We start from the raw sequence: 19,022 nt of genomic DNA, 5'->3' as shown, positions 1-19,022 counted from the left end.
TCACCAAACGCGGTGCAGGATGCCCTGTTCGAACAGTCCCGCACCCGGTCGGCCATCGAGGACCAGCCGCATGAAATCGTCGTAGGTGCCGAAGGCGGGGCCTTCGCTCGCCGCGCCCATCGGTACCCAGAACCCGGCCGCGCGATCGGCGAGGTGCGCGACGTGTTCGGAGCCGTCGGCCAGCGTCAGCGTCGCCCGCACGAACTGTGCGGCCGCGTCGCGAGCGAAGGCGATACCGGTGATGGGAGTGGACGATTCGCCCGTGATGTAGAAGCCGTCGCCGCGTACCGTGCCGTCCGCCCCGAGGAATTTCATCGCCGTGAGGAAACTGTCCTCGGACACGGCGATCAGGCCGGCGTACTCGATCCACTGGGCCGACTCGTCGCGGAATCCCCACGTGCGGTCGCGCATTCCGTAGCCCTGGAAGGTGTGGGTCGTGCCGTCGGCGAAGGTCGCGGTCCCGGCGATCGCACAGCCCTGTTGATAGTGCTGCAGCGGCTTGCCGGGGACGAGTTCGGGGATGAGTCCGCCGACCGCGTAGTCCGCGGGCACGAACAGCGGCGTATTGGTCAATTCCAAGGTCAGATCGGGGTGCTCGACCCGCACCACCCCGTCGAGCCCGAAGTCGATGGAGGAACTCGTGAAGCTGCCGGGTTCCAGGCGTTCGATGATCTCGGCGGTGCGACCGCCCGCCGACATGCTGCAGCGCGTGCGGCGCCCGCGTTCGTCGTTGGGGGAGGTCGACACGTGCAGGGTGCCGAAGACCTCGGCGTCGGTATCCCAGAACGACAGGTACGCATTGTCTTTCCAGACCGGATCGCCCGGCGCCGCGGCGTCGGTGTGGATGGGTTCGGCGAGCGGGCCCCAGGCCGCGGTCGTGGTGAGGCTGGCGTTCACAGAGAATCTCCTTCGGTGGTGCGAATGATCTCCACACAGCCGCTGGCGCCGTCCACGCGGACGACGTCACCGGTGCGGATGACCTGTGTTCCGTTCTTGGTGTTCATGACGCAGGGGATGCCGAGTTCCCGCGCTACCACGGCGGCGTGGCTGAGCATGCCGCCGATATCGACGACCAGGGCCTCGGACAGGAACATCAGCGAGACCCACGACGGGTCGGTGGTGTGTGCGATGAGAATGTCGCCGGCGTCGATCTCGGCGTCGGACGGGTCGAGCACCACCACGGCGCGTCCTTCGACTACACCGGGTGAGGCGCCGACACCGGACAAGGTGCTGGTTCGTTCCCGCGCCGGAACCTCGATCGGTGTCGCGACGGGCGTACCGGTCCAGGAGGTCTCGACCTCGAGTGACTGGTACAGCCTCCGATCGGTACGGCGCCGGTCCACGATCGCGCGGAGGTCCCCGCCGAGCGAGCCGGTGATCTCCGCGCGCGTGAGATAGAAAGCGTCGTCGGGGGTTTCGAGCCGGCCCGTCGCGACCAGCAGCGCGCCGATGTGCCGGGCGCACGCCCGGATGACGTCGAGGGCTTGCAGGTAGGAGACCTTGCCGACGCCGCGCAGCGGCACGAACCGGCGTGCCAGTCGCAGGAGCAGCAGCGCGGGCAGCCGCTTCGACCACGGGAGATTGGCGAACAGTCGGCGTTCGGCCGCCTCGCGGCGACTGACGGAATCGGCCTCGGTCTGCTCGGGTGCCGCGGTGTCGTCCAGGGTTCGGTACTGATCGATGATGCGCAGGATCGGCGACGGGTCCTCGCGCCACACCGTGGTGGACAGTTCGCCCTCGCCGGGGCCGTGATATCCGTGCCTGCACAGGAATTCGGGCAGCTCCAGACGCCCACGCGAGACTGCCCAGAGGTCGGACAGGACCGCGCTCTCCTCGTGTGATCCGTGCCCGCGCATCAGGTCGGCCGGTACGGTGCCGGCGGCGGTGGCCATCGTGGTGAGCTGTTCGTAGACCGGTTGAATCGCGCACGCGCTGACCACCGCCTGCATGGCGAGGTTGTCGGCGAATCGATCCATCGCTTGGTCCAGGAGTCGTTGCGCGTCCTTCAGGTCGAACACGGCGCTGTCGGTGATGGCGGTCCGCCACCAGGCGTCGGTATCGCGCCGTCGTCGCTCGATCTCGTCGGCGATGCCGAGAAGCGTTCGGGGATAACGCATCAGAATCATCGGGAGCCGTCGGTTCGACGGCTTGCTGACGAAATCGGGTGGGACGAAGCCGAAGAAATCCCGCGAGAGCGCCTCGCCGGATTGTCCCGGGATCAGATCGCCCATCTCACAGAGGAAATCGACCCGGACCGCCATGCGGCCGTAGAAGACATTGGTGATCCGTTCCAGCGGATTCGCCGGAATCGGCCGCCGGTCGACGTCGAGCGCGCCCATGGCGAAGAAGGGCGCGCGCAGCCCGAGCTCGCTGGCGGGAACCCAGGCGCTGGCGCACAAGGGGGTCATCACACCCGGGACCGCCTCGGCCAGGTTGATGGAACTCCACGAGGCGTTCGGGGGTGAATCGCTGTGGAGCGCATTGGGAATGGCGACCACGGTCGGTTTCGATACGGTCATGAGTCCTGATCTTTCGTATGACACACCGCGCACGGTGGCCTCAGCGTAATCTAATTAACACTCATGTCAATATATGCTCCCGGTCACACTGTCAGGTGTCGCGCCGGGCCGTCTCTTGCTCGCGTGGGACGTGGTGTGGTCGCTAAAAATGCACCCTGAAGTGTGCTGATGGCCGCCGGGTGAGCCCGCTCCGCGTCGGTCGTGTGTTATGCATAACGTCGATGTCGACCGCCGGGACGAGGCACGAAATTTAACATAAATTAGAACTGTGCCGGAGGCTGACCGTCTTCGGCGGCGCGCTGGAGGCGAGGACTTCCCATCAAATAGGTTGGCCCGCAGCAGAATTGGCGGATGGTCGGCGAGAACGTTGTCTCGCCGGCCATCCGCCTCGGCGGCACCCACGCTATGCCAGGACGGACAGGGCGATCAGTATCCCGAGCACGCCGGCGATATAGGCCTCGAACCAGACTCGCAAGCCGCGCGGGGCGGTGCGGATCTCCATGAAGTGCAGGCCGATGAGGCGGATCTTGAAGAAGGACACCGTCAGCAGCAGGATGGTGACCGCGGATTCGGAACGATTGCCGAATTCGGTTCCGGTGAGCCAGGAAACGCCGGTGGCCGCGATCAGGACGGCCCACACCAGGCCAATGCGACGCGTGGTGGTCATGACACTCCGTTGTGCATCAGATAGAAGAGCGCGAACAGGACGATCCACAGCAGATCGACCATGTGCCAGAAGATCCCGCCGCTCTCGGCGAGCACGTGATCACGGGCCTCGAGCGTCTCCTTGCGGACGACGAACGCGACCCGCAGCAGAACGATGATGCCGATGAGCACGTGGAGCAGGTGGATGCCGGTGAAAACGAAGTAGTACGAATAGAAGTCGTTCGTCCCCACCGTGTGGCCCGCGGCGAACTGATGCGACCATTCGACGGCCTTGATGACGACGAACCCCGCCGCACACGCGGCCGCCGACAGGAACAGCGCCATCCGGGTGCGCGCCGGGGCGGTTCGGCAGGCCCTCACACCCAGGACCGCCAGTAGCGAACCGGTGAGCAGCAGCATCGTATTGATCGCGCCCAGCGTCCGGTCCAGGCCGGGCTGCCCGGGTGTGAAGGCGGCCGGATCGTGTCCACGCGTGTACATGAACACGCCGAAGAACAGCGCGAAGACGGTCATGTCTCCGATGACGAAGACCCAGATGCCCTCCTCGCCGGGAATCCGCCGCGCGGGTACCGCGACCTCGAGGTCGACGGCGGTTTGTGTCATCGGGCCGCCTCGACGACTTCATCGTCCGAGGTCGCGGGCGCTCCGGTGGTCGTCCACAGCAGATAGGCCAGTACGAAGAACCAGACGCCGAACACGACCGCGGCCATCCAGTAGGCCAGCAGTCCGTTCCACGCGAAGACGCCGTGCTTGAAGAAGATCGCGAAACCGCCTGCGGCGAAAAGGAATCCGGTCCACAGGTTGTAGTAGGCCGCCCAGCGCGGCCACAGCGGCGTCCGGCTGCGATCGCCGAGAATGGCGAACGCGATGGCCAGCGCCATGCCGGTGACAGCCGGCCAGTTCATCACGAACGGCAGCCAGCCCGCGTCGTTGAAGGCCTGGGTGAGCTCGGGTGATCGCTGGTCGGGCCGGTAGGCGGCCACCGCGAACATGAAGACCGGCAGCAGAATCGCGACCGAGCTGATGCCGGCGCTGATCAGCATCACGTAGGTGAACGGCGAGGAGGCGCCCTCGATCTTCTTGAGCCGCACCGCCAGGATGGCGCCGAACGGGATCAGCAGGCCGGAGCCGATCATGATGATCATCAGCCCGGCCCGTTTGAGGTCGGCGTCGGTGCTCCAGAACTCCGCGACCTGCTGTGCGGACCAGCCGGGCGGCTTGGGCGGGAAGAGGCCGGCCATGATCATGCCGACGAAGAGCGAGGCCGCGAAGAGCGGCCCGCTGAGGGCACAAACTCTCTGAACACCGGTGGTCATCGTGCACCTTTCGGGTCGTGCGTTGTCGCCACGTTGCGTACGTAGCGATTCGAACCTAGATTAGAAGACGCCGATATTGACGTCAACGTTAATTAGTGGCTAGCATCACTACCTGGAGACCTTAGGTGGCTCCGATCACGGACGTCGGCGGGCGGTGGGCACTGCGCCTCCGCGTAAGACCAGCGGATTTTCTATTCCGTCTTGCATGGACGGATCCGCACCAACGGAAGAATGAGAGGTTCGATCAATGCCACCCAGTTCCAACGTGGCCGACGTCGTCGTCGTCGGCTCTGGGCACAACGGCCTGGTGGCCGCCGCTTATCTGGCCCAGGCCGGTCTCGATGTACTCGTCGTCGAGGCGCACTCGACCGCGGGTGGCATGACCGCGACCAATCCCTTCCTGCCCGAGGCCCCGGGCTACACGATCAACGAGGCCTCTATGCAGGCATCGCTGTTCCGGACCACGAACATCGACAAGGAACTCGGTCTCAGCGCCAAGTTCGGTCTGAAGCAGACCATCATCGACCCCGCGCACTATCAGCTGGCGGCCGACGGTTCGTCACTCGGACTGTGGCGCGATCCGCGCAAAACCGCGGAGGAACTGAAACGCTTCTCCCGCAAGGACGCCGAAGCCCTGCTCGATCTGTACCGCGTCATCGACGCCGCGGTCGAGATCGGCATTCCGTTGATGCAGACCAGCCCGACCCGCCCCGAGATCCGCGCGATCATGCAGGCCGCCAAGGGCATGGTGAAGAACCGTCGCGAGCTGGTCGCGATCGGCCGCTGGATGGCGTCGTCGCAGACCGAGGCGATCGAGGAGAGCTTCGAGCACGACATGATCCGCGCGCCCCTGTTGATCGCGCTGCCGTTCATGCAGTTCGACCAGGACCTGAGCGGTTGGTCGCTGATCTACCTCGGCGTGCTGAGCCGCTACGGCGTCGCGATGTTCCACGGTGGCACCGGGGCACTGCCCAAGGCGCTGATCGCCAGCATCGAGTCCAACGGCGGCCGGATCCGCACCAGCTCGCCGGTCGACGAGTTGATCGTGCGCGGCGGCCGGGTCACCGGTGTGCATCTGGCCAACGGTGAAGAGATCTACGCTCGCCGCGGTGTGCTGACCGCGTGCAGCCCGCGAAACACGTTGACCCGCTTGCTGCCTCAGGGCGTGCTGCCGCCGAAGCTGCAGGTGGCCGTCGACAATATCCCGACCTTGAAGCGCGGGATCACGGACTACAAGCTGAATGTCGCGCTGAAGGGCAAGATCCGGATGACGCGCCACGAGAAGTGGCGTGGCGATGGTCTCGACCTGCGTGTCGCGTGCAACTCGTACCACACCTACGAACAGACGCTGGCCGCAATGCGTGACTGCGTGCGCGGCGATGTGCCGCAACATGTTCCGGGTCTGGGCATGGTGTCGACGGCATTCGACGAGTCGATGGCGCCTCCCGGCAGCGACCTGTACTGGTTCTGGAGCGGGTTGACGCCCAGCATTCCGCGTCTGCCGTGGGACGAGGCCAAGAAGCAGATCACCGAGAGCGTGATCAAGGATGCGAACCTCTTCTACGAGGGCGTCGAGGATCTCGAGGTGGCCCGCCGGGATCTGGCGCTGCCCGATATTCAGGATCGGTTCTGGGCGATCGATGGCAATGTGTACCACGTCGACCCGATCATCACCCGGTTCGGACCGCGCAAGCCGGCCGCGGGTTTCGCGGGCTACCGGACGCCGGTGCCCGGCTTGTTCCTCACCGGTTCGGGCACCCACCCGGTCGCCGGTATCAGCGGTATGCCCGGTCAGAACGCGGCGAAGGCGATGCTGAAGCACTTCCGCTCCGAGGACAAGGGCCTGCGGTTGTTCGGCCGTGCGGTCGAGCGGCAGCGGGAGCAGGCCATCTCCGAGCGACTGGCGGCAGTGGAGTCCATGGCCGCGGGATCGAACTAGAAGCCCGCGGGCCGGAAAACCCGCACACAATTCGAAATACTGCCCTCCGGTTCACTTTCGTGAATCGGAGGGCAGTTGTGTTTATGGTCGGTTATTAAATCCTACGGTATTCCGTTTTTGTTGAAACATTCCGGTTGAATTTTTCAGTTCGCATCGAACGGTCTTGCACGTAAGCCGACTTATGCTATGCTGACCGTGTAGTGACGCCGACCACATATCGTGGATGCCGGGATCGTATGTCACATATTCCGAATGAGATGGAAGGCAAGGAGCCCCTGCTCATCCTCAGTTTTTAATCTGAAGTAAACAGTCTTCAAGTTAGGAATGCGTGATAAACGATGACGGCTACATTGCAGCCGGTAGTTGCTCCGGAACCGGCCCAGAAACCAATGGAACCACCGGCGATACGGCAGCGTCCGCGATTCGGGGCTCGGGTCGTTGATTATGTGAAAGAGTCGCCGAAGCGCTCTCTCGCCACTATCGGAAGATCTGCGGAATTGACCGCCGCGGTGGTGCGGTATGCCGTTGTGGATTCGATCAAGCTGCGTATGCCGATTCATGAGGTCATCGAGCAGATGTGGTCATTGTTGAAGGTGACCGCGCTGCCGGCGTTGTTGATGGCGGTCCCGATCGGCGCCGAGGTGTCGGTCCAGGTCGGCGGCATCATGAACCAGGTCGGAGCCAACTCGCTGGCCGGCGCCGCGAGTGGGCTCGGCGTGGTCGGGCAGGGTGCGCCGATGGCGGCCGGCCTGCTCATGAGTGGCGCGGCGGCCTCCGCCATCGCCTCGGACCTGGGCGCCCGATCGATCCGGGAAGAGATCGACGCCATGCGCGTGATGGGTGTCGACCCGGTCGAACGCCTGGTGATGCCGCGGTTCCTCGCCATGATCGCCATCGCGCCGATGCTGTGCATCATCATCATCTCGGCCGGCGTGGGCGCGGGTCTGATCATCTCCGCCAATGTCAATCACGTTGTCCCCGGCAGCTTCTGGCAGTCCTTCGGTGCCTTCGCGACACCCACCGACTTGGTGTTCTCCGTCCTGAAAGCCCTGATATTCGCGACGATCGTGGTGTTGATCGCGAGCCTGCGCGGATTGGAGGCGAAGGGCGGGCCCAAGGGCGTGGCCAATGCCGTGAACGCCTCCGTGGTCCTCAGCGTCTTCTGCATCTTCATTACGAATCTGCTGGTGAGCCAGCTGCAGATGATGTTCTTCCCGGCACGGTTGGCGTGAACGAATGATTACTCGTGCCTTCGGTGAAATCGGTCAGGTGACGGTCTTCGTCACCAAGACGATCTACCTGCTGCCCAAGACGATTCGTCACTATCGCCAGGCGACGTGGAAAACCATGAACAATATGGCGTGGGGCAGCGGCTCGCTCATCGTCGACGGTGGCGTGGTGAGCCTGATGTTCTTCCTCGGTGTGGCGGTCGGCGCTGTGGTGGCGATCGAGGCGTTCATGGCGCTGGACCTGCTCGGCTTCGGTCCGCTCACCGGCATCATCGGGTCATTCGGCAATATCCGGGTGATCGCACCGATCGTCACCGGTATCGGATTCGCGGCCCAGGCCGGTTGCCGGATGACGGCGGAGATCGGCGCCATGCGGATCTCGGAGGAGATCGACGCCACGGAATCGATGGGCCTGCAAGCGATTCCATTCGTGGTCGGGACGCGATTGATCGGCGGCATGCTCGTCGTGCTGCCGGGCTATCTGATGGCCCTGGTGATCAGCTTCATCACCGGCGGCATCATCGTGAAGACCTTCCACGCGCAGCCGGCGGGGACCTATGACCATTACTTCGCTCAGTTTCTGAGCCTTCCGGACCTGGGCGCTTCGGTGATCAAGGCGGTCGCCTTCTGCGCCGTGGTGACCATCATCCACTGCTACTACGGGTATTTCGCCAGCGGCGGTCCGGCCGGTGTCGGCGCCGCGTCGGGACGGGCGATCCGAGCCAGCCTGGTCGCGATCGTGGTGCTGAATTTCTGCATGACGGTTGCCATCTGGGGGCTGAGCCCGCTTCTGATCTTCAAGGGATAGGCAATGGGGAAGACGAGAAATCAGGACTTCTTACGGGGGACGGACAGTCAGCAGGCGCGCGTGGTGAACGTCGCGGCCGCGGCGGTGATCGTGGTGGTGACGATCGCGATCGTCGCGGCCGTCTGGGTCCGCCCCCGCTACGAGAAACCCGACGGACTACCGGTGAGTGTCGACGTGCCCTACGTCGGCCCGGGTGTCGGCAAGGGCACCAAGGTGATTCTGCACGGCGCCGAGGTGGGCGAGGTCTCCGGACTCGACCGGACCGGCAGCGGCTCGCTGCGGATGAGCCTGCTGCTGCGACCGGATCAGATCCACGGACTGACCGACTCGTTCGAGGTCGACTTCCGGCCCGAGAACTACTTCGGTATCACCGCGGTGAACCTGGTCAGCAAGGCCGGCGGTGGCAACCTGGTCGCGGATCGGGTGCTCGACCGCATGCCGGCCGGTGACTTCACCATGTCCACGATGCTGGAAAAGGGTTCGCTGGCCATCGACGGCACGCTGACCGAGTCCATGATCACGACCCTGGACAAGGTCATCCGCTACACCGACGGACTGACCCCGCTGATCCAGACCGGCATCGTGGTCGCCGACCGCGCTGCCAAGACCCAGCAGGCGATGCCGAGCGAGCTGCTCGGGCACGCGAACGACATCCTCGCGGTGCTCCCGGCCTTCAGCGGCCAGACGGTCGACGCGCTCTGGGCGCTGTTCGACATCAGCTTCAACAAGGCGCCCGACGGCGGCTTCCACGTCGACGACGAAGCCATGGACCAGGCCGACCAGGGTCTGTACCTGGCCTCCAACAACCTCTTCGGCTCCGCGGGCCGCCTGCTCGCCTCGCACCAGACCGAACTGACCCCGGTGACGCAGCTGGTCCAGGCGCTGACCGACACGGTCCCGCAGCTGCTGGACGGCGGCGCGGCGCTCGGGAAGCTCTCGACGCTGGTCGACCGGTACAACGGCGCGTTCAGCGGTCCGGACGGGGCCAAGACCCTGAATCTCCGTCTGGTACTGGACAATCTGCCGATGCTGGCGGCGCCGCTCGCCCTGACGGGCCTGCCGCAGGCACCGCAGGCACCGCAGGCACCGCAGTCGGAGGTGCCGCGATGAGCCCGAAGGTCGGGACTCTCGTCACCCTGGCGAAGCTCGGTGTCGCGGCGGTGGTCTCGGTACTGCTGTTCGTCATCGTGATCAATGCCATCAAGAACCCGGTGGACGGCAGAACAACCAGCTACACAGCGGAATTCACCGACGCGTCGGGTCTGCACGTGCACGGCGACGTCCGTACCAAGGGCGTGCGCATCGGCAAGGTGCAGTCGGTCGAGCTGGTCCGGCGCAATGGCAGCAGCATCGCCGAGGTCGGCTTCTCGCTCGAGCAGCCGTACCGCCTCACGGACAACACGGTGCTGGCCGTCAAGTACCAGAACCTCACCGGTGTCCGCTATGTCGACCTGGAGACGCCCGAGCAAGCGGGCAAGCCGGTCGATCACCTGGGCACCGCGATGACGCGGCCCTCGTTCGATATCACGCAGCTGTTCAACGGATTACAGCCCGTGCTCAGCACCATGAGCACCGATCAGATCAACACCTTCACCCAGAACGCGATCTCACTGCTGCAGGGCGACGGCGGCGGTCTGGCCCCGATGCTGGACAGCGTCCAGAAGCTCGCGGATCTGGCGCACGACCGCGAAGCGGTCATCTCGACCCTGGCCGCGAACCTCTCCCGGATCTCGGATTCGATGGGCGGCAGGTCGCCCCAGGTGATGGATTTCGTTCAGTCGCTGAGCATTCCGATCGGCAAGGCCATGACGGTACTGGACGAGTTCCGCAAGACCGCCACGTTCGGGCCGCAGTTCATGGCGCCGGTGCACCAGCTGATCATCGAACTCGGCTTGAACAAGGACTTGGACGTCGACACGATGCTGACGCAGGCGTTCCAGTCGATGCCCGCCGCTGCCGACGCCCTGCGGCTGCTGCCGATGGCCTTCGCCGGACTGCAGCTGCCCCAGCTGTCGGCGCAGCCGGGTGCGATGGCGTGCAGCAACGGCGTCGCCACCCTTCCGGCCGAGGTGCGGGTCCTCTTGAACAACAGCGAGGTCGTGGTATGCAACGCGCACTGAGGAATTCGGCCGGCGTCACCGGCCCGCTGGCGATCGTCCGCCGCATCGGTCACAACGAGATGTCGCTCGGCGCGGTGGTGGTCCTCGTCGCCGTCGTCGCGCTCGCGGCCACGAGCGTGCTGTACCTGCACCCGCTGAACCGCAAGACGATCGCGTTCGAGACGACCGACGCCTCGTCGTTGTCCACCGGTGAAGAGGTCCGCGTCGCGGGCATCACCGTCGGCAAGGTCACCAAGGTGTCCATTCAGCCGAGCACGGTGCGGGTGGAGGCCGAGATCGCCGCCGACACCTTCATCGGGTCCGACTCGCGGGTCCAGGTCCGGATGCTGACCCCGGTCGGCGGCTACGCGGTGACCGTGATCCCGCTCGGCACCGCGGCGCTGGGCGATACGGTGATACCGGTCGACCGGGTCGTGGTGCCGTACTCGATCGGCGATGTCCTGCAAGCCGCTCCCCAGGTCACCGACAAGGTCGACGGCGGCACCATCGATGCCGATATCGATCAGGTCGCCCAGGCGCTGCAACACAATCCGGAATCGATCGGCTCGATGATCTCCGGCATGAACAGCATCGCGACCGTGCTGGATCAGCAGCGCGAACAGGTCCGCGCCATCACCGACCTCGCCGCGGAGTACCTGCAAACCTTCAATGGCAGCAGGGATTTCGTGTACGAGCTGATCCGGCAGATCGAAATCGTGCTCAGCACGTACAACACCTGGCACGCCGGCTTCAACGAGGCGTACCACCTGCTCGGCGACACGCTGGACCGGATCCAGCCGCTGCTGAAGTTCTATCTCAACCATAAGGAAGAGGTGCTGTCCGCGGTCACCAACATCCGCGGCGCCATCGAGGGCTTCCAGCAGAACATGGGCCCGGCGATCGACCAGTTGCAGGGCCTGCGGGACCGGCTCGTCGCCTGGCTGGGGCCCGACGGCCTCGCCACGGTCAGCGGGGGAGCGATCTCGGCCGCGGCGCTCTGCGTCCCTGTTCCAGGACGGACCTGCTGATATGACCATGAAACGCAAACGACTGATCATCACGGTCGCGGCCGTGAGCGTCACCGCCGCCATCGCGGGCGGGGGCTACGCGGTGGCCGCGCGAGTCACACCGGAGAGCCGGTCCGGCTTCTGCGCGGCGATGCCCGACGCGGTCGGGCTCTACGCCGGAAACCCGGTGACCCAAATGGGATACCGGATCGGGCGGATCGACCGCATCGAGCCGAAAGGCGACCACGTGGAGGTCACCTTCTCGCTGACCTCCGACCGTCGGCTCCCCGTCGATGCGAAGGCGGTGACCAGGTCGAAATCCTTGCTGGCCGATCGCAGTCTCGAACTCGTCGGAAACTATGGATCCGGGGCGCAACTCGCCTCCGGCTCCTGTATTCCGCTGTCGCACAGCTTCACTCCGAAGAGAATTTCCGAAATCGCTGGATCCGCTGCTGATTTCATCGATGCGATGGCGCCGGCCGACGGCAAGCAGAGCTTCCAATCGGCGGTCGCGGGTTTCGACGACGCCATGCGCGGCAACGATCAGAACGCCCGCGCCCTGCTGCAGCACGCCGCCTCCGCCGCACAGAGTCCGGACCGGCTGATCTCCGATATCGGTTCCAGCATCATGAATATGGCGCCGCTGACCGACGAGGCGCTGCAGCGCTGGGCGACCCTGCGGTCGATCCTGGACCAGATGCCGGGGGTGCTGGCGGCGGGCATCGACCTGTGGTCCGGGCCCACCTCGGTCGCCTACAACGTCGGCTGGCTGGTCGCCACGCTCAATGACATCCAGCACAACTACGGCGACGCGATCTGGCCGTTCATGAAGGGCCCGGTCGCGGATGTCATCCATCTCGCCGCGACACGGTCGAAAGACATTGCGAGCCTGCTGTCGTCGATCCCGCCGGTGGCCGCGATGCTGCGGCAGCAGTCGGGTGCGGACGGTCTGACCATGAGCTATCAGCCGCCGACGGTCGACATCGGCTCGGGCGCACCGGTCCCGGTGACGGGACTGCTGGACCTGGTTCTCGCGAAAGGCAAGTAGATGAATCATTCGACGAGGCTCAGGGCCGGGCTCGGCGCGATCTTCTTGTGCGGCACGGTCCTCGTGACGACATCGTGCTCACTGGGGCCCAACGATCTGCCGTCGGTGCGCGGCGGCGTCGACAACGGATACGACATCACCCTGCAATTCGGCAGTGTGATGAATCTGCCCGCCGGCGCCGACGTCATGATGAACGGCTTGCAGGTCGGCGAGGTCAAGGCGGTGGATGTCGCCGGACAGGCGGTAACGGTGACCGCCGAGCTGAAATCCGGTACCCGGGTGCCCGCGGACATCCGGGCGGTGATCCGGCAGAACACCCTGCTGGGTGACACCTACATCGCACTGGATCAGGACCCGAACCACCCCGCGACCGCATTCCTCGATCCGGGCGGCACCGTTCCCGCGAGCCGGACGACCTCGCCGCCGCAACTGGAGGACACCATGGCGGTGCTCGCCTACTTCGTCAATGGCGGCAGCATCCAGAAGGTCGAAGACGCGATGGGCCGCATCAACTCGGTGATGCCCGCGATGCAGGATGTGCGGCAGCTGGCCTCGGTCGTGTCGACCGATCTGCGCGACCTGTCCCAGCACACCGGCGAGATCGACCGGATGCTCAATGGATTCGACGCCACGGCCGTCGCGATCGATGGCAAATCGTCGCTGCTGTCCACCATGTTCACCGACGACAGCACCCATTCCGGAACGTACTTCTGGCGGCGGTGGGCCGTCAGCATCGTCTCCTATGTCAGCCTGGTACTGCCGTCCATCGGCAGCATCTTCGAAGGCGGCCTGTGGATGGTGCCCATGCTCGATTCCCTGGCGAGCGCGGGCGGAACGCTGCGCGCACTGTGGGACGACGGACCGGCGACCACGGACAAGCTCTCCACCTTCCTGCGAGCGACGCTACTGCCGTTCGTCCAGCATCCATCGGTGAACATCCGCTCGGTCGAAGCGCCGCAAGGCGATCAGCTCATCGGCGACGTCGAGAACGTCCTGCGCATGCTTGGGGCCGTGAAATGATCAACCGGACGGCAGTGTCCGTGCTGGGCATGGCGGTCATCGCCGCCTCCTCGTTCGTGTACATGAACCATCTCGGATTGCGAACGGGCGCATTCGAACACACGAAAACCGCGATGATGGCCGTATCGGACACCAACGGCCTGGTGGCCGGGTCCCGGGTCCTGCTGCGCGGGGTGGCGATCGGCACCGTCACCGATGTCGACGCGTCGGCCGACCATATCGAGGTCGCGTTGAAATACGACGACGGGTATCACATTCCCGCCGGCAGCCGCTTCCGGATCGACAACCTCTCGGCGCTCGGCGAGACCTACCTCGCCGTGCTGCCCGACAGCGAGGCCGGGCCCTACCTGGGCGATCACGCCACCATCGACACGAAGCAGATCGTCGTGCCCACGACCTTCAAGGAGCTCTCGGCACGGCTCACGCGGCTGCTGGAACAGGTTGATCCGCAACGGGTTCAGGACATCTTCCATATGCTGGACGTCGCTCTCCCCGGCGACAGCCGGGTCCTCGGCGATCTGAGCCAGGCCGGTGAACTCCTCGCGTCCACCATTACTCAGCAGTCCGGGAATCTCACCACACTGCTGAAGGCCATGCAGCCGCTGCTGCTGCAGAGCGATTCGGTACCGGGCGATCTGGCGGGCGCCACGCCCGACATGGTCGGTTTCGCGCACGGTCTGACCGACGTGATCGAAGGCATGCACTTCGCGGTCGACTTCGGGCCGCTGCGCGACGGCATCAAATACGGTGCCAGTCCGTTCCTCGACGATCTGCAGGGCTTCCTCGACAAGTCCGCCGGGGATCTGCAGGTACTCGGTGTCGATCTGCTGCCCGGAGTCCGGGCCGGGGCCGCCGCGATGCGGACGGTGAATCTGGGGCAGGTCCTCGACAACGCCCTCGCCGCGACCGCCTCGGGTGACGCGGTGGCCATCCACGTCCAGATCCCGGGGAGGTGATACCGCGCCGCATGTCGACCGAAATTCCACGCCGACAAGACATTTCAGGAAAGAACACGGACATGAGCAAGAAATCAGCAGTGCTGGACGACACCCTTCGCGACGAGGACTCCACCGCATCCGGGATCGACGCGACCACCGCGAAAGGCGATGCCGGACGCTCGCACCTCGGCGCGGCGGTCCGCCGCGGCCGGCTGGCGGGCGAATCCACCGTCACTCTCAAGACGCTCGTGACAGGCGGAGTGCTCGCGGCACTGGTTGTCACGACCGGCGTCCTCGGCTGGCAGGTGCACGCGAAATCGAGTGACGTCGACAGCATGCGTGCCGCCGACTCGCATCGCGCCCATGCCGAGCAGGTCGCGCTCGACTATGCGACGGCGGCCGCCGATATGGACTTCCATGATCTGGCGGCCTGGCGCTCGCGGCTGACCAAGGGCACCAGCCCCGAACTGTCGAACCGGCTGACCCAGGCCGCGTCCTCGATGGAGCAGATCATCTCACCGCTGCAATGGGTTTCGACTGCCAAGCCGGTCGCCGCCAAGGCACTGTCGGAGTCGAACGGTGTGTACTCGATCGATTGTTTCGTCAGCGTGCTGACGAAGAACAATCAAGCGCCCGACGGAATCCAGTCGACGGCCACCTACCAGCTGACCATCGACAGCCGGAACAACTGGGTGATCACCGACATCGGCGGCATCGATTCCGCTCTCGCGCCCAAGGGTTCGTCCCCGCAGACGCCGCAGCAACCGAAATGACCCACCGGGCACCCTCTCGTTCGGAGAGCTACATGACAAACCCTGACGTCGTCGTCGCCACGACGGCACCGACCGACGACCGCCGTAAAGGCGCTGTCACCGTATGGGCCCTGGCCGGTGCGGTCTGGCTGATCATCAGCGCGCAAGCGTATGTGCGCTGGATGCTTTCGGACGGCCAGTTCGCGCCGGCCCCGGTGCTCGGCCCGGATGAACTGGAGCCGTGGCGGCTGGTGGGCATCCGCGTGCTGGAGGTCGCCAGCACCGCGGTGCTCGCCGGCTTCCTGTGGTTCTGCGTCGTCAAACCCCGGCGCGCCACCGGAAAGCTCAGCCTGGACGGCAAATTCGTCCTGGGCGGGCTGGTGGCGTTCGCGGCCGACGTGGTGCTCAACCTGCGCGCCTACGTCTTCGCCTGGAACGCCCACAGCGTCAACCTCGGTAGCTGGTCGCCGTTCATGCCCCTGCACGACCCGGCGGTGTCCGGGCGGTACGCCGAGGCGCTGCTGTGGGGGCCGCCGATGTACGTCTACTTCTGCGCCGGGGTCGCGATCGTCGCCTGCGTCTACGCGAACAAGCTGCGCACCCGGTTCCCGGGCATGAGCAACGTGACGCTGTTCGGCCTGGTCTGGCTCGGCGAATTCCTCTTCGATCTCGTCGTCGAGGTCGTGATCATGCGGGCCACACACGCGTACGCGTACGTGCGGACCTTCCGCGTGCTCACCCTCTGGCCCGGGCAGATCCACCAATTCCCGCTCACCGAAGCCATTTTCGTGGCGACCCTGGGCTGTCTGTACACGTGGATGCGCATGGCGGCCCAGGAGCATCCCGAGGGGATGTCACCGGTCGAGCGCGGCTTCGAGCGCTGGCCGGCGCGGTGGCAGGGACCGATCCGAACCCTGGCCGTCATCGGATTCTGTTCGGTCGCAACGATTCTGATCTACCACCTGCCGACCAACTGGGTAGGGCTGGCCGGTGACTCCGTGGTCGACCTGCCGTCGTACATGCGCGCGGGCTGAGCGGCCGGTGCGATACCGGCCGCCCCGGCTACCCCGCCTGCGCGGGGGAGTCCGCTCGTCGCTCGACGACGTCCCCCAGCAGGTAGATGTCCCACCGCGCATGGTTGAGCGCCTCTTCCTCGTCGTCGAACACCGCCCGGACCGCCTCGAGCACCACCCGGGTGCGCAGCGCGTCGGCGGTGTCCTGGACGGCGCGAACCTTGGAGTCGGCCCGGCTCCAGTAGTCACCCCTTCGCCTCGCTCGAGCAATCCGAGGCATGACCCGGCTCCCAGGCACATAATCCGCGGATCGACGAATTGAATACTCGGTTCAGCCCCTTGTGGACGGGCACGCCGTCGGCGGGTGTCGCCGTGACACTCGCGGAGCGTTTCGCGGCTGGAGCGCCGCCCCATCGTTCCTGATCGGGCGGTCGCGCGGGTCCCGTTCGCATGACCCCCAGTAGACTCACCAGCATCGATGCGCTCAAAGGATGCGAGGTGGCAGAAACCGTGGTCGAGGCGGCGCGTGCACAGCGCAGGGGGCGGGGCCGTCCGTCGGGGTCGAACGGTTCCGAAACACGGGACCGGATCCTGCACGCGGCGCGTGAGGTGTTCAGCGAGGTCGGCTTCGAGAGCGCGACATTCAAGGACATCGCGGAGCGGGCCGGTGTCACGCGCACCAACGTGAACCATTACTTCCACAGCAAGGATGAGCTGTATCAGACCTTGTTCGAATCGACGCGGGACAGCGTGGTGGCGGTCGGGCTCGGTGAGGCTGCGCTGGAAGGTAGCTTGGTCGAACGCCTTTCGGCCTTTCTGCGTACCGCCGTCCAGGTCGACTCCTACGACAGGTCGCTGGCTCGGTTCATCGCCGCGTCGCTGTTCGACTCCTTCCGCAACCCGGAATTTCGCGACCGGGCGCTGGGGCAGCTCGACGATGTGCGGGCATTCATCATGTCCTCACTCGAGGACGCGGTAGCGGAGGGCGCGGTGCCCCGCGACGCGGATCTCGCCGCTATCACGGAGATGCTGATCGCGGTGATGTGGGGGATGAGCATGTACGCGGGTTTCGTCGGAGATCACGAGCAACTCGAAGCGGTGGTCGACCAATTCGTCAACCTGCTCGCGGGCGCACTCTGGTAGGTGCTACCCGCCGCCGAAGCGCGGCGCTCGACCTGCGCCGGTCAGTACTGCGTCGCCATCGCCGCGTCGTTCGCTGTTGCCATCACTGCCTCGCAATTCCTCTGGATGATCGAAAAGCGTGGTGTCGCAACCACTTCGGTTGTGACACCACGCTGTTTCGGGTCGAACGGCGAACTCAGATTCGAACTGGCGCTGTTTGATCCGCCGAAGCGAGCCCGTTGGATGACCCGGCTGCCGACGCTTCCTGGGACGCCCGCCACTTGTTCGGCGGCCACGTCGGCAGTTCCGGCCGGAATCCGTCGTCCCAACCGATGCGGTCCATGTATGCCTCGCGTTGCTTCGGCGTCATGAATCGCGACTTGAACAGGCCCCAGAAGGTCCACGGCACCGACTTCTCCGTGCAGACCAGGTCGGCCAGCATGCGGGTCCACAGCAGCGACAGCGGTACGGTGAGGCAGCCGATCGCCCATTGCAGCCAGGTCGGGATGTTCGCGTTGATGGCCAGGAACACCGGGAAACCGGAGCCGAATTCGCCTGCGGTGGTAGCGATGAGGCCGATCGGAATGATGTAGATCTGCTTCCAGCCCTTTTCGCGGACCAGCGGCCAAACGAAATGCACGACAACGGCGATGGTGGTGATCGCGACCGCGTTCGTGAACGACCAGTAGAACGGGAACTTGTAGAACTTCAGCGGTTGCGGGCCGTAGTACTCGTAGGTGTTCAGCATCAGCCCGGGGTGTTCCATGATCGCGTCGCTCAGGCCGATGGCGGCGAACATCATGAAGAAGCGCTTCACGTCGACACCGCGCTGGATGACCAGCCACACCCAGTACGACTCGAGGCCCATGAACAGCATGTAGCAGGGCGGAATGAGCACCGGAATCGGGAGATCGAAGTTCACGAACGCGGGGCCGAGCAGGTTGTGGGCCCAGCGGAGGTGACCGACGTGGTCGAGCATCGGCTCGCCTATCGAGGTGAGCGCACCCGAGATCAACATGAGGATCGGCAGGTTGTCACGGTCCCGGATCATCCGCTTGAAGGCCCAGGGCAGGGCGATCAGCACCACGGCCGCGCCCGCCCAGAACAGGAAGAACCACGCGCCGAAGGTGCTGGCGTGGAATGGCGGGGGGTCGGGGAGTAGCTTGCCGTAGCCCGGCGCGGGCGTGTAGCCAGGGTCGTTCATCACCGTCTTCCTTTCTGAACAGCACCTTCCGCCGGATGTCGAGCCGGTTGAGGGAGGTCGCTGTGTGCTGCATGGACTCGGCGGGCGGTGCTGGCAGATCGACAGACCAGGCCGATGTGGTGATGCTAGCCACATATTGACGTGTGTGTCAATATTATTCCGGCGGTCGCAAGGGCCTATTATTGAAGATATATTCAAATATTTGCTCTGTGGAAGAGAAGCAGCTTCGGTGGGTGTGCCTGGCTACCAGGCGGTAGCCCGTAGGCGTGGCGGGTGCGTGGCCGGCTGTCGTTTAGGCTGCCGTAATTCGAAGGGGGTGGGCCGGATCGAAGGGTTCCTACC

Annotated in this window: 19 protein-coding genes; 12 read left to right on the top strand and 7 right to left on the bottom strand. The window is 65.2% G+C overall.

The genetic code is table 11. From position 1 onward, the window contains the following. The 5 genes from ACWEKS_RS39480 to ACWEKS_RS39460 form a co-directional block, all read right to left on the bottom strand. Window positions 1-897, bottom strand: coding sequence for a hypothetical protein (locus ACWEKS_RS39480; protein ID WP_452344835.1), 897 nt, complete (start codon window positions 895-897; stop codon window positions 1-3). Beyond that, window positions 894-2,408: a PEP-utilizing enzyme gene (locus ACWEKS_RS39475; protein ID WP_452344853.1), complete on the bottom strand. Its 1,515-nt coding sequence runs from the start codon at window positions 2,406-2,408 to the stop codon at window positions 894-896. Before ACWEKS_RS39475 ends, ACWEKS_RS39480 begins: the two co-directional genes overlap by 4 nt. 514 nt (window positions 2,409-2,922) lie before the next feature. Continuing rightward, window positions 2,923-3,186, bottom strand: coding sequence for a cytochrome C oxidase subunit IV family protein (locus ACWEKS_RS39470; protein ID WP_452344834.1), 264 nt, complete (start codon window positions 3,184-3,186; stop codon window positions 2,923-2,925). Further along, window positions 3,183-3,788, bottom strand: a complete 606-nt coding sequence (locus ACWEKS_RS39465) for a cytochrome c oxidase subunit 3 (protein WP_452344833.1) — start codon at window positions 3,786-3,788, stop codon at window positions 3,183-3,185. The genes ACWEKS_RS39470 and ACWEKS_RS39465 overlap by 4 nt, the downstream gene beginning before the upstream one ends. Then, window positions 3,785-4,501, bottom strand: coding sequence for a hypothetical protein (locus tag ACWEKS_RS39460; RefSeq protein WP_452344832.1), 717 nt, complete (start codon window positions 4,499-4,501; stop codon window positions 3,785-3,787). Before ACWEKS_RS39460 ends, ACWEKS_RS39465 begins: the two co-directional genes overlap by 4 nt. A gap of 247 nt (window positions 4,502-4,748) precedes the next feature. On the opposite strand from ACWEKS_RS39460, the gene ACWEKS_RS39455 reads away from it, so the two are divergent. The 11 genes from ACWEKS_RS39455 (at window position 4,749) to ACWEKS_RS39405 (ending at window position 16,375) form a co-directional block, all read left to right on the top strand. Further along, a complete protein-coding gene (locus ACWEKS_RS39455) occupies window positions 4,749-6,440 on the top strand; it encodes a phytoene desaturase family protein (protein ID WP_452344831.1) in 1,692 nt (563 codons plus the stop codon). Window positions 6,441-6,778: 338 nt separating this feature from the next. Further along, entirely contained in the window at window positions 6,779-7,672 is an 894-nt protein-coding gene (locus ACWEKS_RS39450; RefSeq protein WP_452344830.1) for an ABC transporter permease, read from the top strand. Window positions 7,673-7,676: 4 nt separating this feature from the next. After that, window positions 7,677-8,477, top strand: coding sequence for an MlaE family ABC transporter permease (locus tag ACWEKS_RS39445; RefSeq protein WP_452344829.1), 801 nt, complete (start codon window positions 7,677-7,679; stop codon window positions 8,475-8,477). A 3-nt stretch (window positions 8,478-8,480) separates the two neighbouring features. Continuing rightward, window positions 8,481-9,587, top strand: coding sequence for an Mce family protein (locus ACWEKS_RS39440; protein ID WP_452344828.1), 1,107 nt, complete (start codon window positions 8,481-8,483; stop codon window positions 9,585-9,587). Further along, window positions 9,584-10,597: an MlaD family protein gene (locus ACWEKS_RS39435; RefSeq protein ID WP_452344827.1), complete on the top strand. Its 1,014-nt coding sequence runs from the start codon at window positions 9,584-9,586 to the stop codon at window positions 10,595-10,597. The genes ACWEKS_RS39440 and ACWEKS_RS39435 overlap by 4 nt, the downstream gene beginning before the upstream one ends. Then, window positions 10,582-11,604 (top strand): MlaD family protein, encoded by a 1,023-nt coding sequence (locus tag ACWEKS_RS39430; RefSeq protein WP_452344826.1) that lies wholly within the window; start codon window positions 10,582-10,584, stop codon window positions 11,602-11,604. Before ACWEKS_RS39435 ends, ACWEKS_RS39430 begins: the two co-directional genes overlap by 16 nt. Before the next feature lie 7 nt (window positions 11,605-11,611). Then, window positions 11,612-12,631, top strand: coding sequence for an MlaD family protein (locus tag ACWEKS_RS39425; RefSeq protein WP_452344825.1), 1,020 nt, complete (start codon window positions 11,612-11,614; stop codon window positions 12,629-12,631). Further along, window positions 12,632-13,651, top strand: coding sequence for an MlaD family protein (locus tag ACWEKS_RS39420; protein WP_452344824.1), 1,020 nt, complete (start codon window positions 12,632-12,634; stop codon window positions 13,649-13,651). Continuing rightward, entirely contained in the window at window positions 13,648-14,607 is a 960-nt protein-coding gene (locus ACWEKS_RS39415; protein ID WP_452344823.1) for an MlaD family protein, read from the top strand. The genes ACWEKS_RS39420 and ACWEKS_RS39415 overlap by 4 nt, the downstream gene beginning before the upstream one ends. Before the next feature lie 62 nt (window positions 14,608-14,669). Then, a complete protein-coding gene (locus tag ACWEKS_RS39410; RefSeq protein WP_452344822.1) occupies window positions 14,670-15,362 on the top strand; it encodes a hypothetical protein in 693 nt (230 codons plus the stop codon). 32 nt (window positions 15,363-15,394) lie between these two features. Next, window positions 15,395-16,375, top strand: a complete 981-nt coding sequence (locus tag ACWEKS_RS39405; protein ID WP_452344821.1) for a spirocyclase AveC family protein — start codon at window positions 15,395-15,397, stop codon at window positions 16,373-16,375. Window positions 16,376-16,403: 28 nt separating this feature from the next. On the opposite strand, the gene ACWEKS_RS39400 is transcribed toward ACWEKS_RS39405, so the two are convergent. Next, window positions 16,404-16,634: a hypothetical protein gene (locus ACWEKS_RS39400; protein WP_452344820.1), complete on the bottom strand. Its 231-nt coding sequence runs from the start codon at window positions 16,632-16,634 to the stop codon at window positions 16,404-16,406. Between the two features lie 218 nt (window positions 16,635-16,852). Here ACWEKS_RS39400 and ACWEKS_RS39395 point away from each other — a divergent pair, with 218 nt between their 5' ends. Beyond that, window positions 16,853-17,497, top strand: a complete 645-nt coding sequence (locus ACWEKS_RS39395) for a TetR/AcrR family transcriptional regulator (protein WP_452344819.1) — start codon at window positions 16,853-16,855, stop codon at window positions 17,495-17,497. 175 nt (window positions 17,498-17,672) lie between these two features. Here the strand turns inward: ACWEKS_RS39395 and ACWEKS_RS39390 are convergent, their stop codons facing one another. Continuing rightward, window positions 17,673-18,680, bottom strand: a complete 1,008-nt coding sequence (locus tag ACWEKS_RS39390; protein ID WP_452344818.1) for a hypothetical protein — start codon at window positions 18,678-18,680, stop codon at window positions 17,673-17,675. Window positions 18,681-19,022 lie beyond the last annotated feature (342 nt).

It is taken from the genome of Nocardia sp. NPDC004711 (assembly GCF_053601595.1).
The sequence above is the reverse complement of the archived record's forward strand: the minus strand, read 5'-3'. Positions and strand labels throughout refer to the sequence as shown.